Annotated in this window: 27 protein-coding genes and 1 pseudogene; 12 read left to right on the top strand and 16 right to left on the bottom strand. The window is 67.6% G+C overall.

Going from position 1 to position 25,329, the window contains the following annotated elements:
* Window position 1 precedes the first annotated feature (1 nt).
* Window positions 2-1,225: a cytochrome P450 gene (locus CEX87_RS00925; RefSeq protein ID WP_083997590.1), complete on the bottom strand. Its 1,224-nt coding sequence runs from the start codon at window positions 1,223-1,225 to the stop codon at window positions 2-4.
* A complete protein-coding gene (locus CEX87_RS00920) occupies window positions 1,222-1,926 on the bottom strand; it encodes a hypothetical protein (RefSeq protein ID WP_064394604.1) in 705 nt (234 codons plus the stop codon). The genes CEX87_RS00925 and CEX87_RS00920 overlap by 4 nt, the downstream gene beginning before the upstream one ends.
* A 72-nt stretch (window positions 1,927-1,998) precedes the next feature.
* On the opposite strand from CEX87_RS00920, the gene CEX87_RS00915 reads away from it, so the two are divergent.
* Together CEX87_RS00915 and CEX87_RS00910 are read left to right on the top strand one after the other, a co-directional pair.
* On the top strand, window positions 1,999-2,817 hold the full coding sequence (locus CEX87_RS00915) for an SMP-30/gluconolactonase/LRE family protein (protein ID WP_064394582.1): 819 nt from the start codon (window positions 1,999-2,001) through the stop codon (window positions 2,815-2,817).
* Window positions 2,814-3,629, top strand: coding sequence for a thioesterase family protein (locus CEX87_RS00910; protein ID WP_064394583.1), 816 nt, complete (start codon window positions 2,814-2,816; stop codon window positions 3,627-3,629). Before CEX87_RS00915 ends, CEX87_RS00910 begins: the two co-directional genes overlap by 4 nt.
* Here CEX87_RS00910 and CEX87_RS00905 read toward each other — a convergent pair whose 3' ends face one another.
* The 3 genes from CEX87_RS00905 to CEX87_RS00895 form a co-directional block, all read right to left on the bottom strand.
* On the bottom strand, window positions 3,630-4,391 hold the full coding sequence (locus tag CEX87_RS00905; RefSeq protein WP_094285623.1) for a MarP family serine protease: 762 nt from the start codon (window positions 4,389-4,391) through the stop codon (window positions 3,630-3,632).
* Between the two features lie 69 nt (window positions 4,392-4,460).
* The gene (locus tag CEX87_RS00900) at window positions 4,461-4,652 is read right to left on the bottom strand and encodes a ferredoxin (RefSeq protein WP_064394605.1); all 192 of its coding nucleotides are present in this window, start codon (window positions 4,650-4,652) and stop codon (window positions 4,461-4,463) included.
* Window positions 4,653-4,660: 8 nt separating this feature from the next.
* Window positions 4,661-5,902 carry a cytochrome P450 gene (locus CEX87_RS00895; protein ID WP_094285621.1) on the bottom strand — a complete coding sequence of 414 codons (1,242 nt, stop codon included), beginning with the start codon at window positions 5,900-5,902 and terminating at the stop codon, window positions 4,661-4,663.
* Between the two features lie 38 nt (window positions 5,903-5,940).
* Between CEX87_RS00895 and CEX87_RS00890 the strand changes: the two genes are divergently transcribed.
* The gene (locus CEX87_RS00890; protein ID WP_064394586.1) at window positions 5,941-6,477 is read left to right on the top strand and encodes a TetR/AcrR family transcriptional regulator; all 537 of its coding nucleotides are present in this window, start codon (window positions 5,941-5,943) and stop codon (window positions 6,475-6,477) included.
* Here the strand turns inward: CEX87_RS00890 and CEX87_RS00885 are convergent.
* Window positions 6,458-7,624, bottom strand: a pseudogene (locus CEX87_RS00885) (CaiB/BaiF CoA transferase family protein). The gene CEX87_RS00890 and the pseudogene CEX87_RS00885 sit on opposite strands and share 20 nt — an antisense overlap.
* A 44-nt stretch (window positions 7,625-7,668) precedes the next feature.
* On the opposite strand from CEX87_RS00885, the gene CEX87_RS00880 reads away from it, so the two are divergent.
* From CEX87_RS00880 to CEX87_RS00865, 4 genes are read left to right on the top strand one after another with little or no spacing between them, the layout of a single operon-like run.
* Entirely contained in the window at window positions 7,669-8,772 is a 1,104-nt protein-coding gene (locus CEX87_RS00880) for a phosphotransferase (RefSeq protein WP_094285806.1), read from the top strand.
* A 21-nt stretch (window positions 8,773-8,793) separates the two neighbouring features.
* A complete protein-coding gene (locus CEX87_RS00875; RefSeq protein ID WP_064394588.1) occupies window positions 8,794-9,339 on the top strand; it encodes a TetR/AcrR family transcriptional regulator in 546 nt (181 codons plus the stop codon).
* Between the two features lie 56 nt (window positions 9,340-9,395).
* Window positions 9,396-10,892, top strand: coding sequence for an aldehyde dehydrogenase family protein (locus CEX87_RS00870; protein WP_064426086.1), 1,497 nt, complete (start codon window positions 9,396-9,398; stop codon window positions 10,890-10,892).
* A complete protein-coding gene (locus CEX87_RS00865) occupies window positions 10,889-11,326 on the top strand; it encodes a nuclear transport factor 2 family protein (protein ID WP_094285619.1) in 438 nt (145 codons plus the stop codon). The genes CEX87_RS00870 and CEX87_RS00865 overlap by 4 nt, the downstream gene beginning before the upstream one ends.
* Before the next feature lie 71 nt (window positions 11,327-11,397).
* Here the strand turns inward: CEX87_RS00865 and rlmN are convergent, their stop codons facing one another.
* The 5 genes from rlmN to CEX87_RS00840 all read right to left on the bottom strand — a co-directional run bounded on the left by rlmN (window position 11,398) and on the right by CEX87_RS00840 (window position 15,641).
* Window positions 11,398-12,522: a dual-specificity RNA methyltransferase RlmN gene (rlmN, locus tag CEX87_RS00860; protein WP_064416911.1), complete on the bottom strand. Its 1,125-nt coding sequence runs from the start codon at window positions 12,520-12,522 to the stop codon at window positions 11,398-11,400.
* Window positions 12,523-12,555: 33 nt separating this feature from the next.
* Window positions 12,556-13,434, bottom strand: a complete 879-nt coding sequence (locus CEX87_RS00855; RefSeq protein WP_064416910.1) for a phosphatidate cytidylyltransferase — start codon at window positions 13,432-13,434, stop codon at window positions 12,556-12,558.
* Window positions 13,434-13,991 carry a ribosome recycling factor gene (frr, locus tag CEX87_RS00850; protein WP_064398771.1) on the bottom strand — a complete coding sequence of 186 codons (558 nt, stop codon included), beginning with the start codon at window positions 13,989-13,991 and terminating at the stop codon, window positions 13,434-13,436. Before frr ends, CEX87_RS00855 begins: the two co-directional genes overlap by 1 nt.
* Before the next feature lie 73 nt (window positions 13,992-14,064).
* Window positions 14,065-14,766, bottom strand: coding sequence for a UMP kinase (gene pyrH, locus CEX87_RS00845; protein WP_064398889.1), 702 nt, complete (start codon window positions 14,764-14,766; stop codon window positions 14,065-14,067).
* Window positions 14,767-14,963: 197 nt separating this feature from the next.
* A complete protein-coding gene (locus tag CEX87_RS00840; protein ID WP_094285617.1) occupies window positions 14,964-15,641 on the bottom strand; it encodes a class I SAM-dependent methyltransferase in 678 nt (225 codons plus the stop codon).
* A gap of 36 nt (window positions 15,642-15,677) precedes the next feature.
* On the opposite strand from CEX87_RS00840, the gene CEX87_RS00835 reads away from it, so the two are divergent.
* From CEX87_RS00835 to CEX87_RS00825, 3 genes are all read left to right on the top strand, one after another.
* Entirely contained in the window at window positions 15,678-16,112 is a 435-nt protein-coding gene (locus tag CEX87_RS00835) for a MarR family winged helix-turn-helix transcriptional regulator (RefSeq protein ID WP_094285615.1), read from the top strand.
* A 105-nt stretch (window positions 16,113-16,217) separates the two neighbouring features.
* A complete protein-coding gene (locus CEX87_RS00830) occupies window positions 16,218-17,195 on the top strand; it encodes an arginase family protein (protein WP_094285613.1) in 978 nt (325 codons plus the stop codon).
* 52 nt (window positions 17,196-17,247) lie between these two features.
* On the top strand, window positions 17,248-18,369 hold the full coding sequence (locus tag CEX87_RS00825; protein ID WP_094285611.1) for a glycerate kinase: 1,122 nt from the start codon (window positions 17,248-17,250) through the stop codon (window positions 18,367-18,369).
* A 6-nt stretch (window positions 18,370-18,375) separates the two neighbouring features.
* Here the strand turns inward: CEX87_RS00825 and CEX87_RS00820 are convergent, their stop codons facing one another.
* From CEX87_RS00820 to rpsB, 3 genes are all read right to left on the bottom strand, one after another.
* Window positions 18,376-19,779 carry an amidase gene (locus CEX87_RS00820; RefSeq protein WP_094285609.1) on the bottom strand — a complete coding sequence of 468 codons (1,404 nt, stop codon included), beginning with the start codon at window positions 19,777-19,779 and terminating at the stop codon, window positions 18,376-18,378.
* A 130-nt stretch (window positions 19,780-19,909) separates the two neighbouring features.
* Complete coding sequence (gene tsf, locus CEX87_RS00815) at window positions 19,910-20,725, bottom strand: translation elongation factor Ts (protein ID WP_094285607.1); 816 nt, start codon at window positions 20,723-20,725, stop codon at window positions 19,910-19,912.
* A 12-nt stretch (window positions 20,726-20,737) separates the two neighbouring features.
* Complete coding sequence (rpsB, locus tag CEX87_RS00810) at window positions 20,738-21,601, bottom strand: 30S ribosomal protein S2 (protein ID WP_064398757.1); 864 nt, start codon at window positions 21,599-21,601, stop codon at window positions 20,738-20,740.
* Window positions 21,602-21,885: 284 nt separating this feature from the next.
* On the opposite strand from rpsB, the gene CEX87_RS00805 reads away from it, so the two are divergent.
* Together CEX87_RS00805 and CEX87_RS00800 are read left to right on the top strand one after the other, a co-directional pair.
* The gene (locus CEX87_RS00805) at window positions 21,886-22,386 is read left to right on the top strand and encodes a M23 family metallopeptidase (protein WP_064416905.1); all 501 of its coding nucleotides are present in this window, start codon (window positions 21,886-21,888) and stop codon (window positions 22,384-22,386) included.
* 135 nt (window positions 22,387-22,521) lie between these two features.
* Entirely contained in the window at window positions 22,522-23,457 is a 936-nt protein-coding gene (locus CEX87_RS00800; RefSeq protein WP_094285804.1) for a TIGR03621 family F420-dependent LLM class oxidoreductase, read from the top strand.
* Here the strand turns inward: CEX87_RS00800 and CEX87_RS00795 are convergent.
* Window positions 23,441-24,325 carry an alpha/beta fold hydrolase gene (locus CEX87_RS00795; RefSeq protein ID WP_233151202.1) on the bottom strand — a complete coding sequence of 295 codons (885 nt, stop codon included), beginning with the start codon at window positions 24,323-24,325 and terminating at the stop codon, window positions 23,441-23,443. The two genes, CEX87_RS00800 and CEX87_RS00795, sit on opposite strands and share 17 nt — an antisense overlap.
* A gap of 73 nt (window positions 24,326-24,398) precedes the next feature.
* Window positions 24,399-25,301, bottom strand: a complete 903-nt coding sequence (locus tag CEX87_RS00790) for a tyrosine recombinase XerC (RefSeq protein WP_064398750.1) — start codon at window positions 25,299-25,301, stop codon at window positions 24,399-24,401.
* Window positions 25,302-25,329: the final 28 nt, after the last annotated feature.

Here is a 25,329-nt window from a genome sequence, read left to right as displayed (position 1 = left end):
CTCACACCTCCACCGGCACGCTGCTCCAACCCCACTGGAAACTCGACGGCGGCCGGGACGCGGCCTCACCGTCGATGCGCCAGTCTGCGACCCGCTTGAGCCATTCGGTCACCATGATGCCGATCTCCAACCGCGCCAGGTGCACCCCGAGGCAGAAGTGTTGTCCGCGACCGAAGGCCAGCAGGCGCTCGATGGGACGGTTCCAGATGAACGTGTCCGGATCGGAGTATTCGCGATCGTCACGGCTGGCCGACGCCAGCAGTGAGATGATCCGTTGCCCGGGCCGCATTGTGGTGCCGTGCATGGTGAACGGTTTACGCACGGTGCGTGCAAACCATTGCGCGGGTGCGCAATAGCGGATCATCTCCTCGCGCGCGGCGGGAACGCGGGTGTCGATGTCGCTGCGCACAGCGGACAGTTGATCGGGCCGAAGGCCCAGCTCCCAGAGGCCGTGTGCGACGATCTTCGGCACCGTTTCGGTTCCGCCGATGAAGATCCCGAGCAACTGGGTGGCGGCCTCGACGTCGTTGAACGCCGAGCCGTCCGGCAGCCGGTACGCGATCAGGTTGTCGGCGATCGGGTTCTCGCCCGGCGTGGTCCTGCTGCGCTGGATGATCGGAATCAGGTACTCCAGGTAACCCGGCCGCGCATTGGCTACCTCAACCCCGCTGCCCGGCTGCGCGAGGCTGCCCGCATTGACGGTCGCCAGCACGTCGGCCGCGAGATCCGCGGGCAATCCGAGCAATTCGCACACCACCGATGCGGCGACGATCCCGCCGTAGTCCTGGGTCAGGTCGAAGGCGCCGCGCGGCAGCAGCTCGTCGAGCCGCTCGTTGGCCAGTTGACGGATGCGGTCGGCCAACTTGCCGGCCGACCTCGGCCGGAACGGGGGCGATGTGCAACGTCGCACGGTGTCGTAGATCGGGGCGTCGAAGTTCGCGTGGAAGGGCATCGGATGCAGCGCCGGGTCGGGCACGGGCCCGTCGTTGTGCTTCGCGAGAACCGTTGCCGCAGGCAGGGTTCCCTCGGAGGCGACGAATGTGCCGTCGTTGACTTCCAGCACCCGCCAGATGTCCTCGAAACGCGAAAGGGCGTAGGTGTCCCATTTCTCGACGTAGTACACCGGGTGCCGATCGCGCAGCGCCCGATAGAACGGTAGCGGGTCGGCCATCACCGCTGGGTCGAACGGATCATAGGAAAACGTCTCGAGAACAGTCATGTTCATCGCAGCGGTGACGGTGGGAGGGCGGCCAGGATGGAGTCTTCCCAGCCGTCGCGCAGCGCGGGCGCGACGCTCATCCAGGTGACGATCTCGGCGGGCGGGCTGTCCTTCCACGACGGGTAGTGGTTGGCGAAGCAGTCCCAGTCGTCGTCGAGCGCCCAGTAATGGATGACCTCGTTGAAGCGGAAGGTCGTGATGAACGAACCGAGCCAACGCTTTCCGGTGCGTTCCGACCACGGCACGTAGAGGCGTTCCAGTTCGCGGATGTAGTCGTCCTGGCGGCCGGGTTTCGTCTGCATGATCTCCTGGATCACCAGCCCGGCACCGAAGTTCGCCTCCTGCAGCTGCGCGAGTGTCCGATTGTATTTGCCCGCGTACATGATGCGGCCCTCACCCGATGCGCCGATCTCGGCGAGGTACGTCGACCACTTCGCTGCGGCTTCCTCATGGCTGCCGCCCCTGGCCTGCGCCTTGCCGATGCGCGCATAGTCGGCGAACTTGTCGATCTCCCAGATGATCGTGACCTGCGGCCAGTGGCCGTTGTACGGCGTCGTCTCCCAGATCGCGAACAGCCGCGCGCCGAGGTCGGCCATCATCGGCTGGTACACGTCGCCAAAAACCTCACTGAACCCGCCGGACCGGCCGGAACCGAGCGCGATGGTCTCGTGGAGATAGAGCAGCGTGTGACCGTAGTACTTCTTCATGACCTGCACCCATTTGACAGCGACACCTTGCGAGCGTGACACTTATCGCGTGTTTTGTAAAGGTGTGCCGGGATGACTCCGACGCCGCTGGCGAAGGGGTTCTGCTTCGGCGAGGGCCCGCGCTGGTTCGAAGGTCTGCTCTGGTTCTCCGACATGCTCGGCGAAGCCGTGCACACCGTCGACCTCAACGGTGATCTGACGACGCTTCCGCTTCCGGGACATGCGCCTGCCGGCCTCGGATTTCGCCCCGACGGGTCGTTGCTGATCTCCTCCACCGAGGCGCGCCAGGTGCTGCGCTACGACGGCGAGAACGTCACGACGATCGCCGACCTGTCCGCGATCGTCCCGGCCCCCCTCGGCGACATGGTCGTCGACGGCACCGGGCGCGCCTACGTCGGCTCCCAGGCCCGCGAACACGGAGTTATCGTGCGGCTCGATCCCGACGACACCTTCACCGTCGTCGCCGTCGGCCTCGACTTCCCGAACGGGATGGTCATCACCGCCGACGGCACGACGCTGATCGTCGCCGAGTCGACCGGACGCCGACTGACCGCGTACTCCGTTGCAGGTGACGGCGCACTGTCCGATCGCCGGGTCTTCGCCGACGGGCTCGACGGACCACCGGACGGCATCTGCCTCGACGCCGAGGGCGGCGTGTGGGCCGCGATGACGCTGGCCGGTCAGTTCGAGCGGGTCACCGAAGGCGGCGACGTCACCGACCGCATCGACATCGGCGAGCGCATCGCGATCGCCTGCGCGCTCGGCGGTCCCGAGCGTCGCACCCTCTTTCTGTTGTCCAGCACCGACGCGTATCCGCAGCGGCTCAAAGGCACCAAGCTGTCGCGCGTCGATGCGACCACCATCGACATACCGGGAGCCGGGCTACCGTGAGCGATTCCTATTACGAGCTCATCGACGACGCCGATCCGCTCGGCGAGAAGTTCCGCGCGACCGACCTGGTCCGCAGCACCTGGTCGGCCGCGATCCAGCACGGAGCGCCGGTGTCCGCCATCCTGGTTCGCGCGCTCGAACGCTGCGAGGCCCGCGACGACACCCGTTTGAGCCGGGTCCTGATCGACCTGCTCGGTGCTGTTCCCGCCGAGGGTGATCTGTGGGCGCGGTCGCGAATCGAGCGCTCGGGCAAGCAGATCGAGCTCGTCACCTCCGAACTGCTCGCTGCGCGACCGGACGGGGACCCGCGACCCGTCGCGCGGGCCAGCGGGTGGCGGTTGAAGACCGTCGACACCCACGCCGTGCAGCATGCGCCGCAACCTCCTCTGCGTCCGCTGTCCGAGGCGAAAGGCCGTGACATGAAGAAGGACTGGGATCGCAACTACGTGCACAGCCTCGACTGGCGGTGGCTGACCGAACCGCTGTGCGAGGGGCCCGGCGAGTCGTGGATCCGCCCAGAGGTCGACCTGGTCAAGGGCGAGGCCATGACACCGCTTCAGCGGTTGTTCGCGGTGGCCGACGACGCCAACGGCATCGGGACCAAGCTCGACATCCGCCGCTGGACGTTCATGAACACCGATCTCGTCGTGCACGTGCACCGGATCCCGGAGGGCGAGTGGATCGGTATCCGCGCGGAGACCAGCTACGGGCCCGATGGCATCGGTACGACACTCGGCACGCTGTTCGACGAGACCGGCGCGCTCGGCGCGATCCAGCAGTCCGTGCTCGTCCGGCCGATGCCCCAGCGCTGATCAGGGCGTGCAGGCGCCGGTCGCGACGGGCCTGTCGGCGCGTAATCCGTCCGACATCATCGCTGAGACCTGCTTGGCGGTCAGCACGAATCCGGTCTCGGGGTCGTCAATGGCCGCCCCGAAGCTGATGCCCAGCACGTGGCCGTTCAGGTCGATGAGTGGCCCGCCCGAACCGCCGCGCCGGATCGGGCCCCGAATGACGTAGACCTCGCGATTCACCGTCGTGGTGCGGTAGATGTCCGGCACGAGAAGCTCCATGACCCTGCGGATCCGCGCGGGGGTGGCCACGAACGGCCCTCCGCCGGGATATCCGAGCACCACGGCATCGGTGCCGGTGAGGGCGGTGTGCTGGTCCATCGACAGCGTTGGGGCCTGCAGGTCGGGCACATCGAGCACGGCGACGTCCATCGCCGGGTCGAAAACAACGACGGTGGCCGGTATCTCCCGGTCGCCCGCCCAGACTCTGACGACGTCCGCGCCCGCCACGGTGTGTGCGGCCGACATCACCCGGTTCGGTGCGACGACGACTCCGCTGCCGTCCACCGTCCTCGCGCACTGCAGGGCCTCGGTGTGGATCTTCACGACGCTGCGCGCAGCCTCTGCGACGACGGCGCTGTCGGCCAACGTGGCATCGGGTGCGGCGAGTGTGGTGATCGCGATCGGAGTGGGCTCCTCGGCGACGAGGTCGACCGATCCCCTGATCGCGCCGCAGCCGGTCACGCCGATCGCGACCAGGCACACCGCAAGCAATCTCGACCTCATTGCCGAAACGATAACTCCGCGGGAGGCGAATCGGAGGCCAAGCTCGCCCAGCCGGTCGAGCCGGTTGAGCTAGTCGAGCAAGCGCAACGCCGCGGCCGGGCACTGCGTCACAGCCTGCTGCATCCGGTCCCTGTCGGACTCCGGACGTTCGGGCTCGTGGATTAGCACGATGCCGTCGTCACGCACCTCGAACACCTCCTCGGCGATTGACTCGCAGATCCCGTGTCCGGTGCACCGGCCCAGATCGACTTCGACGCGCATGCTCACTCCTAGCGAACGACGGCGGGCAGCCGTTTGACGCCGTGCACGAAGCTGCTGTACAGCAGGTCGGGTTCGCCGAACTCGATCGTCGTCAACCGAGTCAGCAACTCTCGGAACAGGTTTCGCAGCTCGGCTTTGGCCAGCTGGCTTCCCAGGCAGAAATGCGGGCCTCCGCCGCCGAACCCGAGGTGCGGGTTGGGGGACCGGGACAGGTCGAATGCGGCGGGGTCGGTGAACGCGGCCTCGTCGCGGTTGGCTGAGCAGTAGAACAGCGCGACCTTATCGCCCTCGCTGACCGGCTGGCCGTTGATCTCGGTGTCCTCGGTGACAAAGCGCGCGAACTGCAGGACCGGCGAGGACCAGCGAACGAATTCTTCGACGGCCAAACCGATCCGGCCGTCGAAGTCCGCCATCAACCAGTCGCGCTGGTCCGGGTTGTCGACCAGCGCCATCATCGCGTGCGTCGTGGCCTGCTTGGTGGTGTCGTTCCCGGCCGAGGCGAGCAGGATCAGGAAGGCCCCGATCTCCTCGTCGGTCAGCCGGTGGCCGTCGACCTCGGCGTTCACGATGCTGGTCATCAGGTCGTCGCCGGGGTGGGTGCGCCGGAACTTGGCCAGCTCGACGCCGGTGTTCGACAACAGCGCGATCTGTGCGACCGGGTCGGCGGCGCGCTCATCCTCGGTGACGTACTCCTCGTCGCTCATGCCGAACAACTTCTCCGCGGCATAGGCCACGGCGGGCTGGTCGGCGCTGGGCACGCCGAGCATGTCCATGATCGTCAGCATCGGCAGTTGGGCCGAGCATGTCGACACGAAGTCGACTTCGCCTGCGCCGACGAGGTTTTCGACGATGGTGACCGCGTTCTTGTGGATCTGTTCCTCGATCAGCCGCACGTTGCGGGGCGTGAACGCCGAGCTGATCAGCCGGCGGTACACGGTGTGCTGCGGCGGGTCCATGGTCAAGAAGAACGAGGCGAACCGCTGGATCTCGGCGGGCATCGGGTTCAGCGCAACGCCCTGAGCCGAGGTGAACAGCTCGGGATGCTGGCTGACGTAGGCGATGTCGGCGCGCCGCGTCAGTGCCCAGAAGCCGGGCTCCTCGATTCCGAACATGGAGGGCAGCGGAGGATGCCAGGACAACCCGTCGGCGGCTCGCAGCCGTGCGAACGTCTCGTCACGCACGGCGAAGGGCCGACTCCAGAACTCTTCCGACGTGATGTCGACAGCGCTGTATTCGCGGGCTGATGTCACCGATTCAGCGTGACACTTCGTCAAAAGTTTGTAAAGCTATGACGGTGCCGGTAGCCGACGCAGACTCCTCGACGCGCGAACGCATCCTCGCAGCGACCGCAGAAGTACTCGGCCGCCACGGCATGACCAAGCTCAGCCTCTCCGAGGTCGCACTGCAGGCGCAGGTCTCCCGGCCCACCCTCTACCGTTGGTTCGCCTCCAAGCGTGACCTGCTCGACGCGTTCGTGGTGTGGGAGCGCCAGTACTACGAACGTGCGGTGGCCGAGGCGACAGCGGGCCTGCCTCCGAGCGAGCGGCTCGACGCGGCGTTGCGGGTGATCGTCGACTACCAGCAGTCCTATCCGGGTCTGCGGATGATCGACATCGAACCGGAGCAGGTGATCAAACGGCTCTCCCGGGTGATTCCGTTGATGCGCCAGCGCCTGGAACGGCTGGCCACCGGTCCCGATCCCGGTCTTGCCGTGGCGACCGCGGTGCGGGTCGCGGTGTCGCACTATCTGGTGCGCAGCGACGACGACGCCGACTTCCTCGCGCAGCTACGCCACGCGGTGCGGGTCAAGCACCCGACGTCTTGAGCTCGGCCGTGATCTCGTCGGTGTGCTGCCCCAAGCGCGGTGCGGCCCAACGGGGTTCCCACGGCGTGCCCGAGAAGTCGGCCGGTGAGGCGACCATCGGCGCCGCGCCTTCGCCGTCGGGCACGTAGACGATGCCGCCGGCGGCGTGGAACTGCTCGTCGGCCACGATGTCTTCCAGCGAGTTGATCGGCGACCAGAAGAAGTCCGGTTCGGTGGCGAAGACCTCCGCCCACTCGGCGAGGGTTTTCGAGGCGAAGATCTCGTCGAGTTCGGCGACGAGTTCGACCGCGTTGACGGCGCGCGCCCGCGGGGTGTCGAACCGGGGATCGGTCAGCCACTCAGGACGCTTGACCGCGCGACACAACGGCGGCCAGTGCCGCCCGGCTTCCAGGCCGACGATCCAGAAGCGGCGCCCGTCACCGGCCGCGTAGTTGTTCATGCAGGGGTTGCCCATCGTCTCCCGCTGTCCGATCACAATCGAATTCCCGGTCAGCAGAAAGGTATTGAGGTCGAAGCTCACCGTATAGACCCCCTGGCGGTACAGCGAGGTGCTGACCAACTGCCCCTTCCCGGTGCGGCCCCGCGCCACCAACGCGGCGCAGACCGCGGCGGCCAGCGTCATCCCCGCCGCGTGGTCGCCCATGCCGCCGCGTTGGAACGGCGGGGTCTGGCCGGGACGGGTCAGCAGGTGGGCCAGCCCCGCTCGCGCCCAGAACGCGGCGACGTCGTAGGCCGCCCGGTCCGCGTCCGGCCCGTTCTCGCCATAGCCGGTGACCAACCCCTACACCAGTTGCGGGTTGTGCGTGGCGAGAGCTGCGAAGTCCAGTCCCATGCGCGCCAGCGCGCCGGGCCGGACGTTGGTGACGAAAACGTCTGCGCCCTCGATCAATTCGCGGGCCATGGCGCGGCCTTTGGTGGTCGTCATGTCGAGCACGATGCTGCGCTTACCGCGGTTGTCCATCTCGAACGGTGGGCTCACGTCGCCGTCGACACCGAGCATCTTGCCGAACAACCGCGCCGGGTCGCCGGTCGGCGGTTCGATCTTGACGACGTCGGCGCCCCAGTCGGCGAGTATCCCGGCAGCCGCCGGTCCGGCCACCCATACGCCGAGTTCGACCACTCGTACTCCCTCGAGCGGACCCGCCATCGACACCTTCTTTACATGTATTCCCGAATTTGTAAACTGGCGTGGTGAAGCACGCTGCGCCGGTGCTCGGCCTGGCCGCACATTTGGGCCGCGGGGTACAACGTATCGCCACCGACGCCGTGTTCGGCCGTCTGCGCCCACTTCCGCGGTCCGTGTCCGAACTGGACGCACCCGCCATGTCGCGGATCATCGGCCGTCCCGTGGCCGCGGTGTCGGTGCTGGGCGGGGACTCCGGCACCTCGTCGCGCGTCCGGCTCGGGCTGATCGGCGACGACGTCCCGCCGACCGTGTTCGTCAAGCTGGCCGCCGAGACCGTCGCCACCCGCCTGATGGGCGAGATGGGGCGGCTGGGCGCGACCGAAACCCGCTTCTACCGCGAACTGTCCCCGCGGCTCACCGGCCTCCCGACGTGTCACGGCTCGGCGTTTGACTCGGTGACGGGTCGCTATGTCCTCGTGCTGGAGGATCTGCCGGCCGACGAATGCGACTTTCCCGACACCTTGCATCCGATCAGCGCCGACCGGGCCGCCAAGATCGTCGAGCTGCTGGCCAGGCTGCACGCGACCTTCTGGAACCAGGTGCCCGACTGGCTCTACACCGCATCAGGCGATACCGCGTCCTTGCTCACCGGACCGCTGCTGAAGACGTCGGCGCGCCGCATCGCCGAGCGCACCGATATCGCGGTCGGCGCCGGCCGCTTCATCGACGAGAATTACCGTGCCGTGGCCCGGCTCATCGACGAGCCGCCCCACACCGTGACGCATGGCGACGCGCATCCGGGCAACGTGTACTTCCGCAACGGCGAGGCGGGGCTGTTGGACTGGCAAGCCGTCCGGCGTGGGCATCCCAACCGCGAGCTGGCGTACACGCTGGTCACCAGCATGACGCCCGCCGATCGCCAGGCCCACCAACGCGAGCTGCTCGACGTCTACCGTCACGCGCTCACCGCATGCGGCGGACCGGAGTTGGACCGCGGCGAGCTGTGGGACCGGTATCGCCAGGGCGCCCTGTATGCCTACGTCGCCGCGTTGATCACCGCCGGGATGGGTGGCATGCAGGACGAGGGCATAGCGTTGGAGGGCCTGCGCCGCGGCGTCGCGGCGCTACAAGATCTCGACACTGTCGCCGTACTCCAGAAGTCGATGTGAAGAACGTTCTACGCTTGCCCCGTGAACGAAGCGCTGCGCGACGCACTCGGACCCGAGGACATTTCGACGCGGCACCGGATTCTCGTCGCGACCTCGGAGGTTCTGGCCCGAAGCGGGCAGACCAAGCTGAGCCTCTCGGAGGTTGCGCTGCAGGCCGGCGTGTCCCGTCCGACGCTCTACCGCTGGTTCGCCTCCAAAGGTGAACTGCTCGACGCGTTCGGCGTCTTCGAGCGCGACCTGTTCGACAACGGCATCAGCACGGCGACGGCCGGGTTGCGGGGTACCGAGAAGCTCGACGCCGCGTTGCGGTTCATCGTCGAGTACCAGCACTCGTACTCGGGTGTGCGGCTTGTCGACATCGAACCAGAGGTCGTGATCTCGCAGCTCACGAAGATCATCCCGGTCATGCGCGCGCGTCTGCAGAAACTGCTGAGCGGCCCGAACGCAGCGGTCAAGGCGGCCACCGCAATTCGCGTGGCGATCTCGCACTACATCGTCCGCAGTGACGACGACGACCAGTTCCTGGCACAACTGCGGCACGCCACCGGGATCAAGCCACAGGGTTAGCCGTCCGGCTCCCGCGAAAAGCTGACACTCGCGCAAAAATTTGTAAAGCTGTCCGCATGACCCAGGTTGAGACTGACACCGGCGTGCTGGCCGGCGACGAGCGGATGTTGATCGACGGCGAGATGCTGACCACGGCCAGTGGCGCGACGTTCGATGTCATCCACCCCGCCAGTGAACAGGTCGCAGGCCGGGCGACCGACGGCACCGTCGAGGACATGGCCCGCGCGGTCGGCGCGGCGCGGCGCGCCTTCGACGAAACCGACTGGTCGCGCGACCTGGACTTCCGGTACCACTGCCTGACGCAGTTGCACGAGGCCTTCGAACGCAACAAGGAACGGCTGCGCCGGATCCTGATCACCGAGGTCGGCTGCCCGGTGTCGGTGAGCGGCAGCCAGATCGAGAGCCCGATCGACGAAGTCAAGCACTGGGCCGAGCACGGCAAGAACTTCGACTACCTGGTCGACAACGGTGTGCACGAGACACCGTTGGGCCCGGCCCGCCGAAAGATCCACTACGAGCCGGTCGGTGTGGTCGGCGCGATCACCCCGTGGAACGTGCCGTTCTACCTCAACGTCGCCGAGACCGTACCCGCGCTGATGGCCGGTAACACCGTCGTCCTCAAACCCGCGCAGCTCACACCGTGGTCGGGCAGCGAGTACGGCCGCATTGTCGCCGAGGAAACCGACATCCCGGCCGGGGTGTTCAACGTGGTGGTGTCCAACGCCAACGAGGTCGGCGCCGCGCTGTCCGCCGACCCGAGGGTCGACATGATCACGTTCACCGGGTCGACGGCCACCGGGCGGGCGATCCTGGCCGCAGGGGCGCCGACGGTGAAGAAGACGCTGCTCGAGTTGGGTGGCAAGTCGGCCCACATCGTGCTCGACGACGCCGACTTCAACTCGGCGTTGTCGATGGCGGCGATGATGGCGTGCGTGATGAGCGGGCAGTCCTGCATCCTGCCGAGCCGGATCCTGTTGCCGCGCAGTCGCTACGACGAAGGCATCGAGATTCTCAAGACGATGATGGAGGGCTTCCCGGTCGGCGACCCGTGGACGCCGGGCAACATGCAGGGCCCGCAGATCAGCGAGACCCAGCGCCAGAAGGTGCTCGGCCTCATCAAGAGCGGTATCGACTCCGGTGCGCGGCTGGTCACCGGCGGCGGCATCCCGGAGAACCTGCCGACCGGCTACTACACCCAGCCCACCCTGCTGGCCGATGTTGACCCGAATTCGCAAGTGGCCCAAGAGGAGATCTTCGGTCCCGTGCTGACGGTCACCCCGTACGACACCGACGACGAGGCGGTCGCGATCGCCAACAACACGATCTACGGGCTCTCCGGTGAGGTGTCCGGCGCCGACCTCGATCGCGCGTTCGCGGTGGCCTGCCGCATGCGCACCGGCAACGTGACGATCAACAGCAAGAGCCACTTCGGCATCAACAGCCCGTTCGGCGGCACCAAACAGTCCGGGCTGGGTTACCGCAACGGCGAAGAGGGCTACAAGGAATACCTGGAAGCCAAGACGATCGGCATGCCCGACACCGCGGCGCCATGACGCAGGCGTCCGAGGGCGATACGGCCGAGATCGCCGCGCTGCTGTACCGCTACGCCCGGGCGGTCGACACCAAGGACTGGGAGCTGTACCGCTCGGTGTTCACCGACGACGCGCACATCGACTATCCGTCGTCGATCGGCGCAGTCGCCGGGAGCCGCGACGAGGTGGTGGACTGGTTCGCAGCGAACTTCGGGGCAGTCGCCTGGAGCCTGCACCACATCACCAACATCGAGGCCGACGTCGACACGGGGCCCTACGGCGACACCGCGCGGGTGCGGGCGATGTTCTACAACCCGATGCAACTGACCGGTATGACCGAGCCCAGCTTCTGCGGCGGGCTTTACCACCACGAACTCGTGCGGACGCCGGACGGCTGGCGCAGCCGTCGGCTGGTCGAGGAGAACGTCTGGTTCACCAATCACCCCGCTCAGTGACGCCGAGACCGACGCTTTGGCGGAAAAGTCCGAGCGAAACCCGCCAATACGTCGGTCTCGAGGCGAAGAACTCAGCTTTGGGCCGCCAACTGCCCACAGGCCGCGGCGATTTCGCGCCCTCGCGTGTCGCGCACAGTGCAAGACACGCCGCGCTCGCGGACACGCCGGACGAACTCGCGTTCGGCCGGTTTGGGGCTGGCATCCCACTCGCTGCCGGGTGTCGGATTCAGCGGGATGACGTTGACGTGCGCGAGCGGGCCCAGCGCGCCGTGCAGCCGCTTGCCCAAAAGGTCTGCGCGCCAAGGCTGGTCGTTCACGTCGCGGATCAGCGCGTACTCGATCGACACCCGCCGGCCGGTCACGTCGGCGTAGTAGCGCGCGGCGTCGAGCGCCTCCGACACCTTCCACCGGTTGTTCACCGGCACGAGGGTGTCGCGCAGTTCGTCGTCCGGGGCGTGCAGTGACAACGCCAGCGTGACCCCGAGCCGTTCGTCGGCGAGCTTGCGGATCGCGGGCGCTAAGCCGACCGTCGACACCGTGACCGACCGGGCCGAGATCCCGAAACCGTTGGGGGCGGGGGCCACGATCCGTCGCACCGCGGCCAGCACCCGGTTGTAGTTCGCGAGCGGCTCCCCCATGCCCATGAACACGATGTTGGACAGCCGCCCGCCTCGTGCCGCAGGCGCGATGCCGTCACCGTCGCGGTCACGCAGTTCCACCGCAGCGGCACGTACCTGTTCAAGGATCTCGGCCGTCGACAGGTTGCGCTTGAGCCCGCCCTGGCCCGTCGCGCAGAACGGGCAGGCCATCCCGCACCCGGCCTGCGACGAGATGCAGACGGTGTTGCGTTGCGGATAGCGCATCATTACCGACTCGAACGTGGTGCCGTCGACCGCGCGCCACAACATCTTGCGCGTCTCACCCGCATCGGTCTCGATCTCGCGCACCGCATCGAGCAGTGTGGGGAACAGTGCGCCGGCCACCTGGTCGCGTACGCCTGCGGGCAGGTCGGTCATCTGGTGGGGGTCGGCGATCAGCCTGCCGAAGTACTGGTTGGCCAGCTGTTTGGCCCGAAACGCCGGCAGTCCGAGTTCACCGACGGCCGCGACACGACCCGCGTCGTCGAGGTCGGCGAAATGCCGCGGCGGCATGGCGCGGCGCGGGGCATCGAAGACGAGCGGCAACGAGGTGGGCATGAGCTGCGACCAGTATCCCAGCTCGGCGGGACGTCACGCCAACAGCGTCAACACGATCCAACCCGCCACGGCCGACGGGAGCATCGCGTCGATGCGGTCCATGATGCCGCCGTGGCCGGGCAGCAACGTGCCCATGTCCTTGATTCCGAGGTCGCGCTTGACCTGCGACTCGACCAGGTCGCCGAGTACACCGGTGATCACCAGCATGAGCCCCAGCGGCAGGCCCACCCAGGCGGGCTTGTCCATGAGGAACGTCACCGACACCACGGCGGCGGCGGTACCGAACACCAGCGACCCGCCCAGTCCCTCCCACGACTTCTTCGGGCTGATCGCAGGCGCCATCAAATGCTTGCCGAACAGCACGCCTGCCACATAGCCGCCGATGTCGGCGAACACGACGGTCGCGATCACCGTGAACACCCTGCCGCCGCCGTGGTCCTGGAAGATCAGCAGCGCGCTGAAGCTGGCGAACAACGGCACCCACGTCGACAGCAGCACCGCGGCGGCGATGTCGCGCAGGTAGTTGACCGGTTGGTGGCGCAGGCCGTGCCCGACCAGTCGCCACACCATGCAGACGACGACCGTCCCGCCGTACGCCCCGAGCACCCCGGCCGGCCCGAACGGCCAGCTCAACCAGATCATCGCCTGGCCGCCGAGCAGCAGCGGAATCGCCGGAAGGTCGTATCCGGCCTCGCGCAACCGGCGGATCACCTCATGGGTGGCGATCGGGATGAACACCGCCAGCACCGGCAGCCATCCGATCGGCCAGAAGAGCAGGATGCCGATCGCCATGGCGCCGAGCAGGACGCCGACTCCGATGGCGGCGGGCAGGTCGCGGCCCGCCCTCGACTTCTTCTTGGGCGGTTCGTCGACCGGCGTCTCTGCCACGGGAACCTTCTGCTGTTCGGTCACTAGACCTCCAGCAGCTCGCCTTCTTTGTGCTTGACCAGCTCGTCGATCTGGTGGGTGTAGGTGGCGGTGGACTTGTCGAGGTCCTTCTCCGCGCGCGACACCTCGTCCTCGCCCGCTTCGCCGTCCTTTTTGATGCGGTGCAGCTCCTCCATCGCCTTGCGGCGAATGTTGCGGACCGCGACCTTGGCGTCCTCGCCCTTGGCCTTGGCCTGCTTGACCAGGTCGCGGCGACGCTCCTCGGTCAGCTGCGGGATCGCCACGCGGATGACGTTGCCGTCGTTGGTCGGGTTCACACCGAGGTCGGAGTTGCGGATCGCATCCTCGATGTTGCGCAGCTGGCCCGCCTCATAGGGCTTGATCACCACCATCCGCGCTTCGGGCACGTTGATGCTCGACAGCTGGGTGATCGGTGTCGGCGACCCGTAGTAGTCGACGTTGACACGCGAGAACATGCCGGGATTGGCGCGGCCGGTGCGGATCGACGACAGGTCATCGCGCGCGACCGACACCGCCTTCTCCATCTTCTCCTCGGCATCGAAGAGGGTTTCGTCGATCACGGTCCTTCTCCTTCGTCTGTGCGCGTCGGTCACCGGTCTGGAGTGCGCACCTTCGCTGCGGGGCGCGGGCGTGTCAGGTGGTGACCAGTGTTCCGATCTTCTCACCCGCGACCGCCCGGGCGATATTGCCGTCGGTGAGCAGGTTGAACACCAGGATCGGCATGCCGTTGTCCATACACAGGCTGAACGCGGTGGCGTCGGCGACCTTCAGGCCGCGGTCGATGACTTCGCGGTGGCTGATCGCGGTGAGCAGCTCGGCGTCGGGGTTCTGGCGCGGGTCGGCGGTGAAGACGCCGTCGACGGCCTTGGCCATCAGCACCACCTCGGCGCCGATCTCGAGCGCGCGCTGGGCGGCGGTGGTGTCGGTGGAGAAATACGGCAGCCCCATGCCCGCTCCGAAGATGACGACGCGGCCCTTCTCGAGGTGCCGCACGGCGCGCAGCGGAATGTACGGTTCGGCGACCTGACCCATCGTGATCGCGGTCTGTACCCGGGTCGCGATGCCTTCCTTCTCCAGGAAGTCCTGCAGCGCCAGGCTGTTCATGACGGTGCCGAGCATCCCCATGTAGTCGCTGCGGGTGCGCTCCATACCGCGCTGCTGCAATTGCGCACCGCGGAAGAAATTGCCGCCGCCGATGACCACGGCCATTTGCACGCCGCTGCGGACCACTTCGGCGATCTGACGCGCCACCAGGTGGACGACGTCGGGATCGAGGCCCACTTCCCCGCCACCGAACATCTCGCCGCCCAGCTTGAGCAGTACGCGGTTGTACATGGGACGGATGGAACCTGCGGCGGCTCCGTTGGGTTTGCTCGCATCCGGAGCCGCTCCGGTGGCGACTTCGGAGTTCGGAACTGCCTGACCGGCGACGTTGGGATCCGCCATCCGACTCCTTACGGGTCCTCGCTGAGATCCCTTCATCCTGCCTCATGGCGGACGTCAGGGCGGCCAGTGGGTCGCGACTCGCCGGGTCAGTCGGGCAGGTGGGCGCTCAGCAGCCAGGCGGGCACGGATTTGCGGCCTTTGGGCTCGTCGCGGATGTCGAGCGCCGGGAAGAACTCCTCGAATCCGTCCGGGAAGACGCCGTGGATGCGCGCCGGCCTGATCTCGTCGATCGTCCAGCACTTGGAGACGACGTCACGCAGCTCGTCTTCGGTTACGGGGTTGGCCGGACCGTTGGGCATGCCGGCCCTGTCGAACACCAACACGAAGTAGGAGGCGCCGGGTGCGGCGGCCCGCACAATCGAACGCTGGTAGCCGTCGCGCAGTTCCACCGGCATCGAGTGGAACAGCGTCGAGTCGACGATCGTGCCGAACCGGCCGTCGTAGCCGGAGAAGTCGCTGATGTCGGCGACGTCGAAGGTGGCGTTCGTCAGCCCGCGTCTGGCGGCCTCCTGCCTGGCCAGCTCGATCGCGGTGGGCGACTGATCGAGCCCCACCGTGGTGTAGCCCCGTTCGGCGAGGTGGATCGCCAGCGCGGCCTCACCGCACCCCGCGTCGAGGACATCGCCCTGGAATCTGCCCTCTTCAATGAGGGTCATGAGCTCCGGCTGCGGTTCACCGATGCTCCATGGTGGCTTCGCGCCGCTCATCTCGGGCATCTCGCCCTTGTATGCGTTGTCGAACAGCTCACCCGTTGGTTCGGTCATCCATCGTTGATATCAATGTGGTTGATATATGTCAATATGGTTGACATGAATGGACCGCTCGAGGATCAGCCGCTGGGTTTGCTCCTGTCCCGGGTTGCCAAGGCGCTGCGCAGCGAGGTCACTGCGACGGTGCTCGAACCGCTGGGCGTGGCGTTCCCCCAGTACCTGTGCATGCGGATCCTTTCCCAGCACGAGGGACGGTCCAATGCGGAACTGGCCCGCGACTTCAACGTCTCGCCGCAGGCGATGAACATGGTGCTGCGCGGCCTCGAGGACCGCGGGCTCGTCTCGCGTCCCGCGAGCGTGTCGTCGGGACGGTCGCTGCCCGCCCAACTCACCCGCGAGGGCCGGGAGTTGTTGAAACGCACCGATTCCGGAGTCCGCGCGGCCGAACGCAAGTTGATGGCGAATCTGACGCAGCGCCAACAGCGGGACTTCAAGCAGATCCTCGCGGCGCTCGGGACCGACTAGAACCGATCGCCGCTAATGACGCTCACGATAATTTTTGCGAGAACCCAGGTCGGCCCCACCCGCCGCGGCTAAGCTTGCACAGCCCGCGAGGAGAGGATCGCGCACATGAGCTTCACTCCCAGCGCCGAAGAGGCAGTGCATCTGCTCGAAGGTTACTTCTACTGGAGCGGATTCCCGAAGTTGCTGGGCTGTGAGATCGAAACAGACTTCACCAAGGCCGACATCGCGTTGGTGGGGCTATCTTTGGCGGTCAATCCGGTCGAACGGACCCAGTACCTCGGTCCCCGCGCCGTCCGCCACCGATCGCAGGCCTACCACCGCGGTCACCGCGAGTTCGGCATCAATCCCTTCGAGCTGGCCCGGATCCGCGATTTCGGGGACGTGCCGATTCCCACACCGACGTTGGCCGACCAAGCGGTCCTCGACATCGAAATGTTCTACGCGCGAATGGATGCCGCCGGAGTTCTTCCGTTCACGATCGGTGGGGACCACGCATGCACGCTGCCGGTCCTGCGGGCCATCGCCGGCCCGAACTCGCGGCGCAAGGGACCGATTGGCATCATCCATTTCGACTCGCACACCGACACATACGGTGATTCGGCGGGTGTGCATTGCCACGCCGGTAACGGCTTCCGGATCGGCAACGAAGAGGGCTTGATCGATGCGTCCCGTTACGTGCACGTCGGCCTCAACGGCCCGATGGTGCATCCGAAAATGGACGACTATTCCAAGGAAGCCGGTTACCGGTTGTTGTCCCTCGACGAAATCGAGGAGATCGGAATAGCCGCTGCAACGCAGGTGATCCGCGACGTGGTGGGAGACGGACCGGTCTACGTGACAGTGGATCTGGATGTGCTGACACTGAGCGATGCGCCTGCGGTGGCCGACCCGGAGGCCGGTGGATTGACGATGCGGGAGCTGCAGAAGATTCTGCGCAGTTTCCGCGGCATGGACATCGTCGGCGGCGACGTGGTGTGTTTCGTGCCCCACCTCGATCCATCGCAGATCACGGCGTTGCACATCAGCGCTATCATGCACGAGATCGTGACGGTGATGGCCGAGGGCGTGGCCAAGAAGCGATAGCGCCGTCTCGCGGTGGCAGCAAAACCGACAGTGTGGTCAACTGTGGCCACCGATGAAGATAGTTCTGGCACCTGACTCGTTCAAGGAATCGATGACCGCGTCCGAAGCGGTCGCCGCGATGAGGGCCGGTGTCTCCGAGGTGCTGCCCGACGCCGAGGTCGTCGGCGTGCCGATGGCCGACGGCGGTGAAGGCACGGTCGATGCGGTCGTCGACGCACTCCACGGCGAGCACGTCGAGGTGCAGGTGTCCGACGCGCTGGGCCGCACCGTCACCGCACGGTACGGCTACGTGCCGCTGCGCCAGTTGGCGGTCATCGAGATGGCTGCAGCGGCGGGACTCGAACTCGTCGCGCCTCACGAACGAGACATCCTGCGCGCCAGCACATTCGGCGTGGGTGAGTTGATCACGTCCGCCCTCGACCGCGGCGCCGAGGATGTCCTGATCGGCCTGGGCGGCTCGGCCACCAACGACGGCGGAACAGGCATGCTCACCGCACTGGGCGTGAAGTTCGTCGATGCCGACGGCAAACCGCTGGCCCCCGGCGGCGGGGACCTCGAACGCCTCGAACGCATCGACGTTACGGGGCTGGATCCCCGCCTGAGCGACGCCCGGATCCGGGTGGCCTCCGACGTCACCGCGCCTCTGCTGGGTCCCGACGGCGCCACTGCGGTGTTCGGTCCGCAGAAGGGCGCCGGTGCAGACGACATCCCGCGACTCGAGGCGGGGCTGTCCCGACTGGCCGCGGTCACCTCGGCGACGCTCGGCGGCACCCAACCCCAGCGGCCGGGCGCGGGCGCGGCCGGCGGTGTGGGCTTTGCACTTGTCGAATTCCTCGGTGCCGCAAGCAGACCGGGCGTCGACGAGGTGGCCGAAACGGTCGGTCTCGAGCGGGCGCTGCGGGGCGCGGACTGGGTGTTCACCGGCGAGGGCAGCGTCGATGCGCAGACGGTCATGGGTAAGACGCCGTTCGGCGTGGCCCAAGCCGCCGTACGCGCAGGGGCGCGGGTGGTCATCTTCGCAGGCCGGGTCGCCCCTGACGCCGCCGTGCTGCTGGATCACGGCGTCGAACGACTCGTCGCGATCACCGCCGAAGGCACGCCGATCGAGCGGGCGCTCCGTGAGGGCGCACAGTCGCTCACCCGCGCCACCGCCGGGGTGTGCCGCTCCCTGTAGCGCGGCTCAACCCTGAATGCGTGCGAACGGACGCGCTTCCTCGAGTTCGTACGCCAGCTGGAGCAACCGGCCCTCCTGACCCACCGGCGCAGCGAACATCATGCCGACCGGCAGGCCCGATGCCGACTCGGCGAGAGGCAGCGAGATCGCCGGGTCCCCCGTGGCGTTCTGCAACGGAGTGAACGCCACCCACTCGACGAGCCGGTCGATGATGGTCTGGTAGTCCAGCGTCGGGTCGAGATGACCGATCTCAGGCGTGACGTCGGCAAGCGTCGGGGTGAGCACGACGTCATGGTCCCGGGTGACGCGCTCGGTGACCTGGCGCATCCGCGACAGTCGCGCGAGCGCCCCCGGCATCCGGTGTAGGTTGCGCGACGCGTGGCGGTCGAGTCCGAGGGTCAGGTTGTCGAGGCGCCCACGATCGAAACTGCGCCCGAACGTCGATCGCCCGCCGCGCACGAGCGCGAACGCCAGAAACGACCAGTAGAGCAGGAAGTCGGTCATGAAGTGCGACGGCACGGGGTTGTCGATCACGGTGACCCGGTGTCCGAGTTCCTCGAGCAGCGCGGCGTTCTTCAGCGTGAGCTCGCGCACCTCCGGGCTCGCCTCGCGCGCTATCGACTGCGTGCACACCGCGATCCGCAGCCGCTGCGCCCCAGGCCCGGTGATGTTGCCGACGGCAGGCAACGCCGGGTTGCGATACACCCGCTCGATCTCGCGGTAGAACGCCGCAGAGTCGCGCACCGAGCGCGTGACAACACCGTTGGCGACGATGCGAAGCGGCATCTGCCGCAGTTTCTTGTCCAGGGGCAGTCGACCCCGCGACGGCTTGAGACCTACTAAGCCGTTGCAGGCTGCGGGAATTCGGATCGAACCGCCGCCGTCGTTGGCGTGGGCCATCGGCACCACCCCGGCGGCCACGAACGCCGCGGCACCCGACGACGAAGCGCCCGCGGTGTGCTCGGGATTCCACGGATTGCGCACCGGGCCCAGCCGCGGATGCTCGGCCGACGCGCTGAATCCGAATTCGGACATCTGCGTCTTGCCGAGCGGAGCCAGTCCCGTGGCGAGAAACGAACGCGCGAAGTCGCCGTGCGTGCGCTCCGGGTGCGGATCCCAGGCGTCGGTGCCGTTCATCGTCGGCATCGTGGCGACCGCGACGTTGTCCTTGAGAAACGACGGAACGCCGTTGAAGTAGCCGCCGTAAGGGCGTGCGGCAGCACGGGCGCGGGCGCGCTCGAACGCCTCGTACGCCAGTCCGTTGAGCGCCGGTTTGACGGCCTCGGTGCGGGCGATCGCGGCGTCGACGAGTTCGGCTCGCGACACCGCACCCGCTTGCAGCGCCTCCACCAGACCGACAGCGTCGAGATCGCCCAGGGCGTCGTCGCCGAAGGCGCTTATCCGAGTCATGACGACGACGGTACCAAGTCGTACCGCGGCGGCCGCACAAACGCGCGAGCGCTCACCCTCGTACGTTCCCGGCGTCCAGGCCGTACGACGATGAGCCGCTCGCGCCAGAGAGCGGTTCGCTACAGAGTGGTCAGGCCTGGCCGACCTCGAAGCGGACGAAGCGGGTCACGGTCACACCGGCCTCGTCGAGCAGGGCCTTCACGGTCTTCTTGCTGTCGGACACCGACGGCTGGTCGAGCAGCACGACGTCCTTGTAGAACCCGGTCACGCGGCCCTCGACGATCTTGGGCAGGGCCTGCTCGGGCTTGCCCTCGTTGCGGGCGGTCTCCTCGGCGATACGCCGCTCGTTGGCGACGACGTCCTCGGGCACGTCCTCGCGGGTGAGGTACTTGGCCTTGAGCGCGGCGATCTGCAGGGCGACCGCGTGGGCGGCCTCCTTGTTATCGCCTTGGTACTCGACCAGCACACCCACCGCGGGCGGAAGGTCCGCGGCACGCTTGTGCAGATAGGTCTCCACGGTGCCGTCGAAGTAGGCGACGCGACGCAGCTCGAGCTTCTCGCCGATCTTGGCCGACAGGTCCGCGATCACCTGCTCGACGGTGCTGTCGCCCACTTTCGCGGCCTTGAGCGCGTCGATGTCGGTCGCCTTGGCGGCCGCCGCGGCGGCGACGATCTGCTCGGCGACGGACTGGAACTCCGAGTTCTTGGCGACGAAGTCGGTTTCGGAGTTCAGCTCGATCAGTGCGCCGTCCTTGGCGGCCACCAGGCCTTCGGCGGTTGCGCGCTCGGCGCGCTTGCCGACGTCCTTGGCGCCCTTGATGCGCAGCAACTCGACGGCCTTGTCGAAGCCGCCGCCGGCCTCGACGAGCGCGTTCTTGCTGTCGAGCATGCCGGCGCCGGTCAGCTCCCGCAGTCGCTTGACGTCGGCAGCGGTGTAGTTAGCCATATCAGCCTTCTCTTACGGATTCTGGGAGGGTTTCGGTTCGGTCTGGACTTCCGCCTCGGGGGTGCCGGGCGCGGCACCTGCGGCGGTGGGGCTTGCGGTGGCGGTCGCGCTCGCAAGCAGCTCCTGCTCCCACTCGGCGAGCGGCTCGGCAGCGTCGGCGTCCGGCTTGTCACCGTCACGACCCACGCCCGCGCGGGCCTGCAGGCCCTCGGCGACCGCGGCAGCGATCACCTTGGTCAACAGCGCGGCCGAGCGGATCGCGTCGTCGTTGCCCGGAATCGGGTAGTCGACGAGATCCGGGTCGCAGTTGGTGTCCAGGATCGCGATGACCGGGATGTTGAGCTTGCGCGCCTCACCGACGGCGATGTGCTCCTTGTTGGTGTCGACGACCCACACGGCCGAGGGCAGCTTGGACATGTCCCGGATACCACCGAGCGACCGTTCGAGCTTGTTCTTCTCGCGGGTCAGCATCAGGATTTCCTTCTTGGTGCGACCCTCGAACCCGCCGGTCTGCTCCATTGTCTCGAGTTCCTTGAGACGCTGCAGCCGCTTGTGCACGGTCTGGAAGTTGGTGAGCATGCCGCCCAGCCAGCGCTGGTTCACATACGGCATGCCGACGCGGGTGGCCTCTTCGGCGATCGACTCCTGCGCCTGCTTCTTGGTGCCGACGAACATGATCGTCCCGCCGTGCGCGACCGTCTCCTTGACGAACTCGTACGCCTTGTCAATGTAGGTCAGCGTCTGCTGCAGGTCGATGATGTAGATGCCGTTGCGGTCGGTGAAGATGAACCGCTTCATCTTGGGATTCCAGCGGCGGGTCTGATGCCCGAAGTGGGTGCCGCTGTCGAGCAGCTGCTTCATGGTTACAACAGCCATGAGTCCATGGTCCTTTTCGTCGGTTGATGCCGGCGTCGGGTGACGCCGAGCCCTGGTGACTGCTCGGAATGCCAGAACCCGTCTGGAGACGGGACCGACGGCATCCGGGGGAACGACCTAGTGGAACGGGCCGCGGTGCAGACACGCGAAGTCAGCCCGCGCAAGCGAGCTGCGGTTAGCAGTTTACACCGTGCACAGGCGTGCTTTTTCCACGCCGAGCTGGCTGTCCACAGATTCGCGTCCCCCTCTGGCGCCAGTCGAGCATCTCCCGCTGAGCTGGGGTGATGCGATTGATAGCGCTGGCTTGCGTCGCACTGGTGTCCGGGCTGGCCTGGGCGGGACCCGTCGCGGCCGAGGACGCCCGGTTGGCCTGGCCGCTGCGGCCGCGCCCAGAGGTGACCAGGGTTTTCGACGCGGCCGAGCCGAACTGGGCGCCCGGGCACCGGGGCGTCGACCTGGCGGGTGCACCCGGCCAACGTGTGCTGGCGGCGGCCGCGGGGACCGTGGTCTTCGCGGGTGAGCTGGCGGGGCGGCCGGTCGTCTCGATCGCCCACCCCGGCGGTCTGCGGACCAGCTACGAACCGGTCCGGGCGACGGTCGTGCGCGGACAACGCATCGACGCGCAGGCGGCGATCGGCGTGTTGGAAGCCGGACATCCCGGCTGCCCGCGCTCGGCCTGCCTACACTGGGGCGCGATGTGGGGTCCGGCGTCGCGCGCCGACTACGTCGACCCGCTCGCCCTGGTGGTCACCACCCCGATCCGCCTCAAACCAACCCCCGGTTGACTTCCCCTCTTTGCGCGAGCGACCGTGTTCGAACACGACACGCCGCCAGATTACCGCCGTTGCCGCACGCTCGGCCCCGCGCGAGCGTGCGCCTAACGTCGAACCGTGACCACCGATGCTCATCGCAACCGGCCCATGCGTTTCGGGCTGACCGCCGGCCTGCCGCGCACCGGCGAGCAGATGCGCGCGTTCGCCCGCGCCGTCGAGAGTTCCGGTTTCGACGTCTTGTCGTTCGCCGACCACCTCGTTCCGATGGTGCCGCCGTTCACCACCGCCACCGCGGCCGCGATGGCCACCGAGCGGTTGCGCGTCGGAACACTGGTGCTCAACAACGACTTCCGTCATCCGGTCGAAACCGCCCGCGAGGCGGCGGGCCTCGCGCTCGTCTCCGACGGCCGGTTCGAACTCGGCATCGGCGCCGGGCACATGAAGTCCGAGTACGACGCCGCCGGTATTCCGTTCGACGGCGGCGCGGTCCGCGTATCGCGGTTGGCCGAGGCGGCCGAGCTGATCCGCGCGCTGCTCGACGGCCAACCTGTCGATGCGGACCTCCAGCACTACCGGATCCACGCCGCAGCAGGACAGCTGCTTTCGGTCCCGCCCTCGCGCGTGCCACTGTTGATCGGCGGCAACGGAACCCGTGTCCTCGAGCTCGCGGGACGGCTCGCCGACATCGTCGGCCTGGCGGGCATCACCCACAACCGCGACGCCACCGCGGTTCGGCTGACGCACTTCGATGCCGAAGGACTCGAGAACCGCATCGCGGTGGTGCGCGAGGCCGCAGGCGACCGGTTCGAGCGCATCGAACTCAACGTGCTGATCCAGGCCGTCGTCGTGACCGACGAGGCGCATCGGGCCGCCGAACAACTGGCCTCCGCACTTGGCGGCGTCTCCCCCGAGCGCCTGCTGACGTCGCCGTTCGTGCTGATCGGCACGTACGAGCAGATGGCCGAACAGCTCACCGAGCGCCGGCGGCGGTTCGGGGTCAGTTACTGGACCGCCTTCGACGAACTTCCCGGGCGGCCCTCGGCGATGCCGGATATCGCTCAGGTGATCAAGCTGCTGCGCTGAGCGTGTCAAGGAACTGCAGCATCGCGGACACCACGACGTCGGGACGGTCCCGCTGCACCCAATGTGCCGCGCCCGCAACCACTTCGAGGCGCGCCGCTGGGATCAGTTCGGCGGCCGCCCGCGCCGCCGCCACCGGCACACTGCTGTCCTTGTCTCCGTGAACGATCAGCGCCGGGCGCGGAAACGTCGCGAGCCGGTCGCGGTAGTCGCTGGCGAGACGATTCCACCGGACCTGATCGCGTTGCCACTGACCGAACGCCTCGAATGCGTGATCCGCCCGGGCCGCCGACAGAATCTCGTCGACCAGTTCCGGAGTTCGCGCAGCGGGGTCGCCGATCAACGCCGGCAGGACCCACGCCATGGCGCGCCTGCTTCGCCCCGACCACCGGCTCACCGCTCGCAGCAGGCCGGTGCGCACCATGGCCCAGGTCACCGCCTGCCGGACACCCGACAGTGGCCCTCCAGACAGCCGGGGCATGAACCCGTAGCTGGCCAACAGCATTGCCCCCGTGACCTTTTCGGGCCGGTCCAACACGTGGCCGATCGTCATCCCACCACCGAGCGACAAACCACCGACCGCGTAGCCGTCCAGGGCAAGCGCGTCGACGAACTCGCCGACGTAGCCAACCAACCGATCCTGGGTCGAGGGCCACGGCGCCGGCGGACTGTCGCCGTAGCCCGGATGATCGGGCGCGAGCACGCGGTAACCGCCGGCTGCGAGCCGCGGCCCGACACCACCCCAGGACAGCGACGCGCTGTCCACTCCTCCCCCGTGCAGCAACACGACCGTCGGCGCGGCGTCAAGGCGCTCGGGTGCCCACTCGAGGTAGCTGACCGGCCCCCACGACAGCCGGACCGTCGACCTCACCACGTGTCCTCCTTTGCGATTTCGGTGCCCGCGGTTGCGCTCACCGCGACCGGCTACACCGAAATCACCGTAGTCACGCGCGGGGGTGGGCCTGGTCGTGGACCGCGCGCAACCGCGCGACCGTGACATGGGTGTATAGCTGCGTGGTGGCCAGCGTGGAATGGCCGAGCAGCTCCTGCACGATACGCAAGTCGGCGCCGCCCTCCAGCAGATGCGTTGCGGCGCTGTGCCGTAACCCGTGCGGCCCGATGTCGGGTGCGCCGTCGACCGCCGCGACGGTCTGGTGCACGACGGTGCGCGCCTGGCGCGGGTCGAGCCGACGACCACGCGCCCCCAGCAGCAGCGCCGGACCCGAGTCAGCGGTCGCCAACGTCGGCCTGCCGCGATCGAGCCACGCCGTCAACGCCTCCTGCGCGGGCGCACCGAATGGCACCGTCCGTTGTTTGTTGCCCTTACCGAGAACCCGCAGCAGCCGCCGCGGCGTGTCGACGTCGTCGATGTCGAGCCCGCACAGCTCGCTGACGCGAATTCCGGTGGCGTACAACAACTCCACGATCAATCGGTCACGCAGCGCCATCGGATCGCCCTGTTCGGCACCCGATTTCGCGGCCGCCATGGCGTCGAGCGCCTGGTCCTCACGCAACACCGCGGGCAGCTCACGCCGGGCCTTCGGTACCTGCAGCCGGGCCGCGGGATCGGTGTCGATCAGGCCGCGCCGCACCGCCCACGCGGTGAACATCTTGACAGCCGATGTGCGCCGGGCCAGCGTCGTGCGGGCGGCGCCGGCGGCGGCTTGCGCGGCCAGCCACGACCGCAGCACCGGCAGACTCAGCGCGTTCAGCCCGACGTCGTGTCCGCGCTCGGCCATGAACCCGAACAGCGACCGAAGGTCGCCGAGATACGCGCGACGGGTGTGCTCGGAGCGGCCTCGCTCCAGCGCGAGGTACTCGTCGAACTCCTCGAGGACGCCTTCCACGACACCAACCGTCGCAGAGTCCCTCGGC

This window comes from Mycobacterium lehmannii, assembly GCF_002245535.1.
Classification (GTDB): domain Bacteria; phylum Actinomycetota; class Actinomycetes; order Mycobacteriales; family Mycobacteriaceae; genus Mycobacterium; species Mycobacterium lehmannii.
The sequence above is the reverse complement of the archived record's forward strand: the minus strand, read 5'-3'. Positions and strand labels throughout refer to the sequence as shown.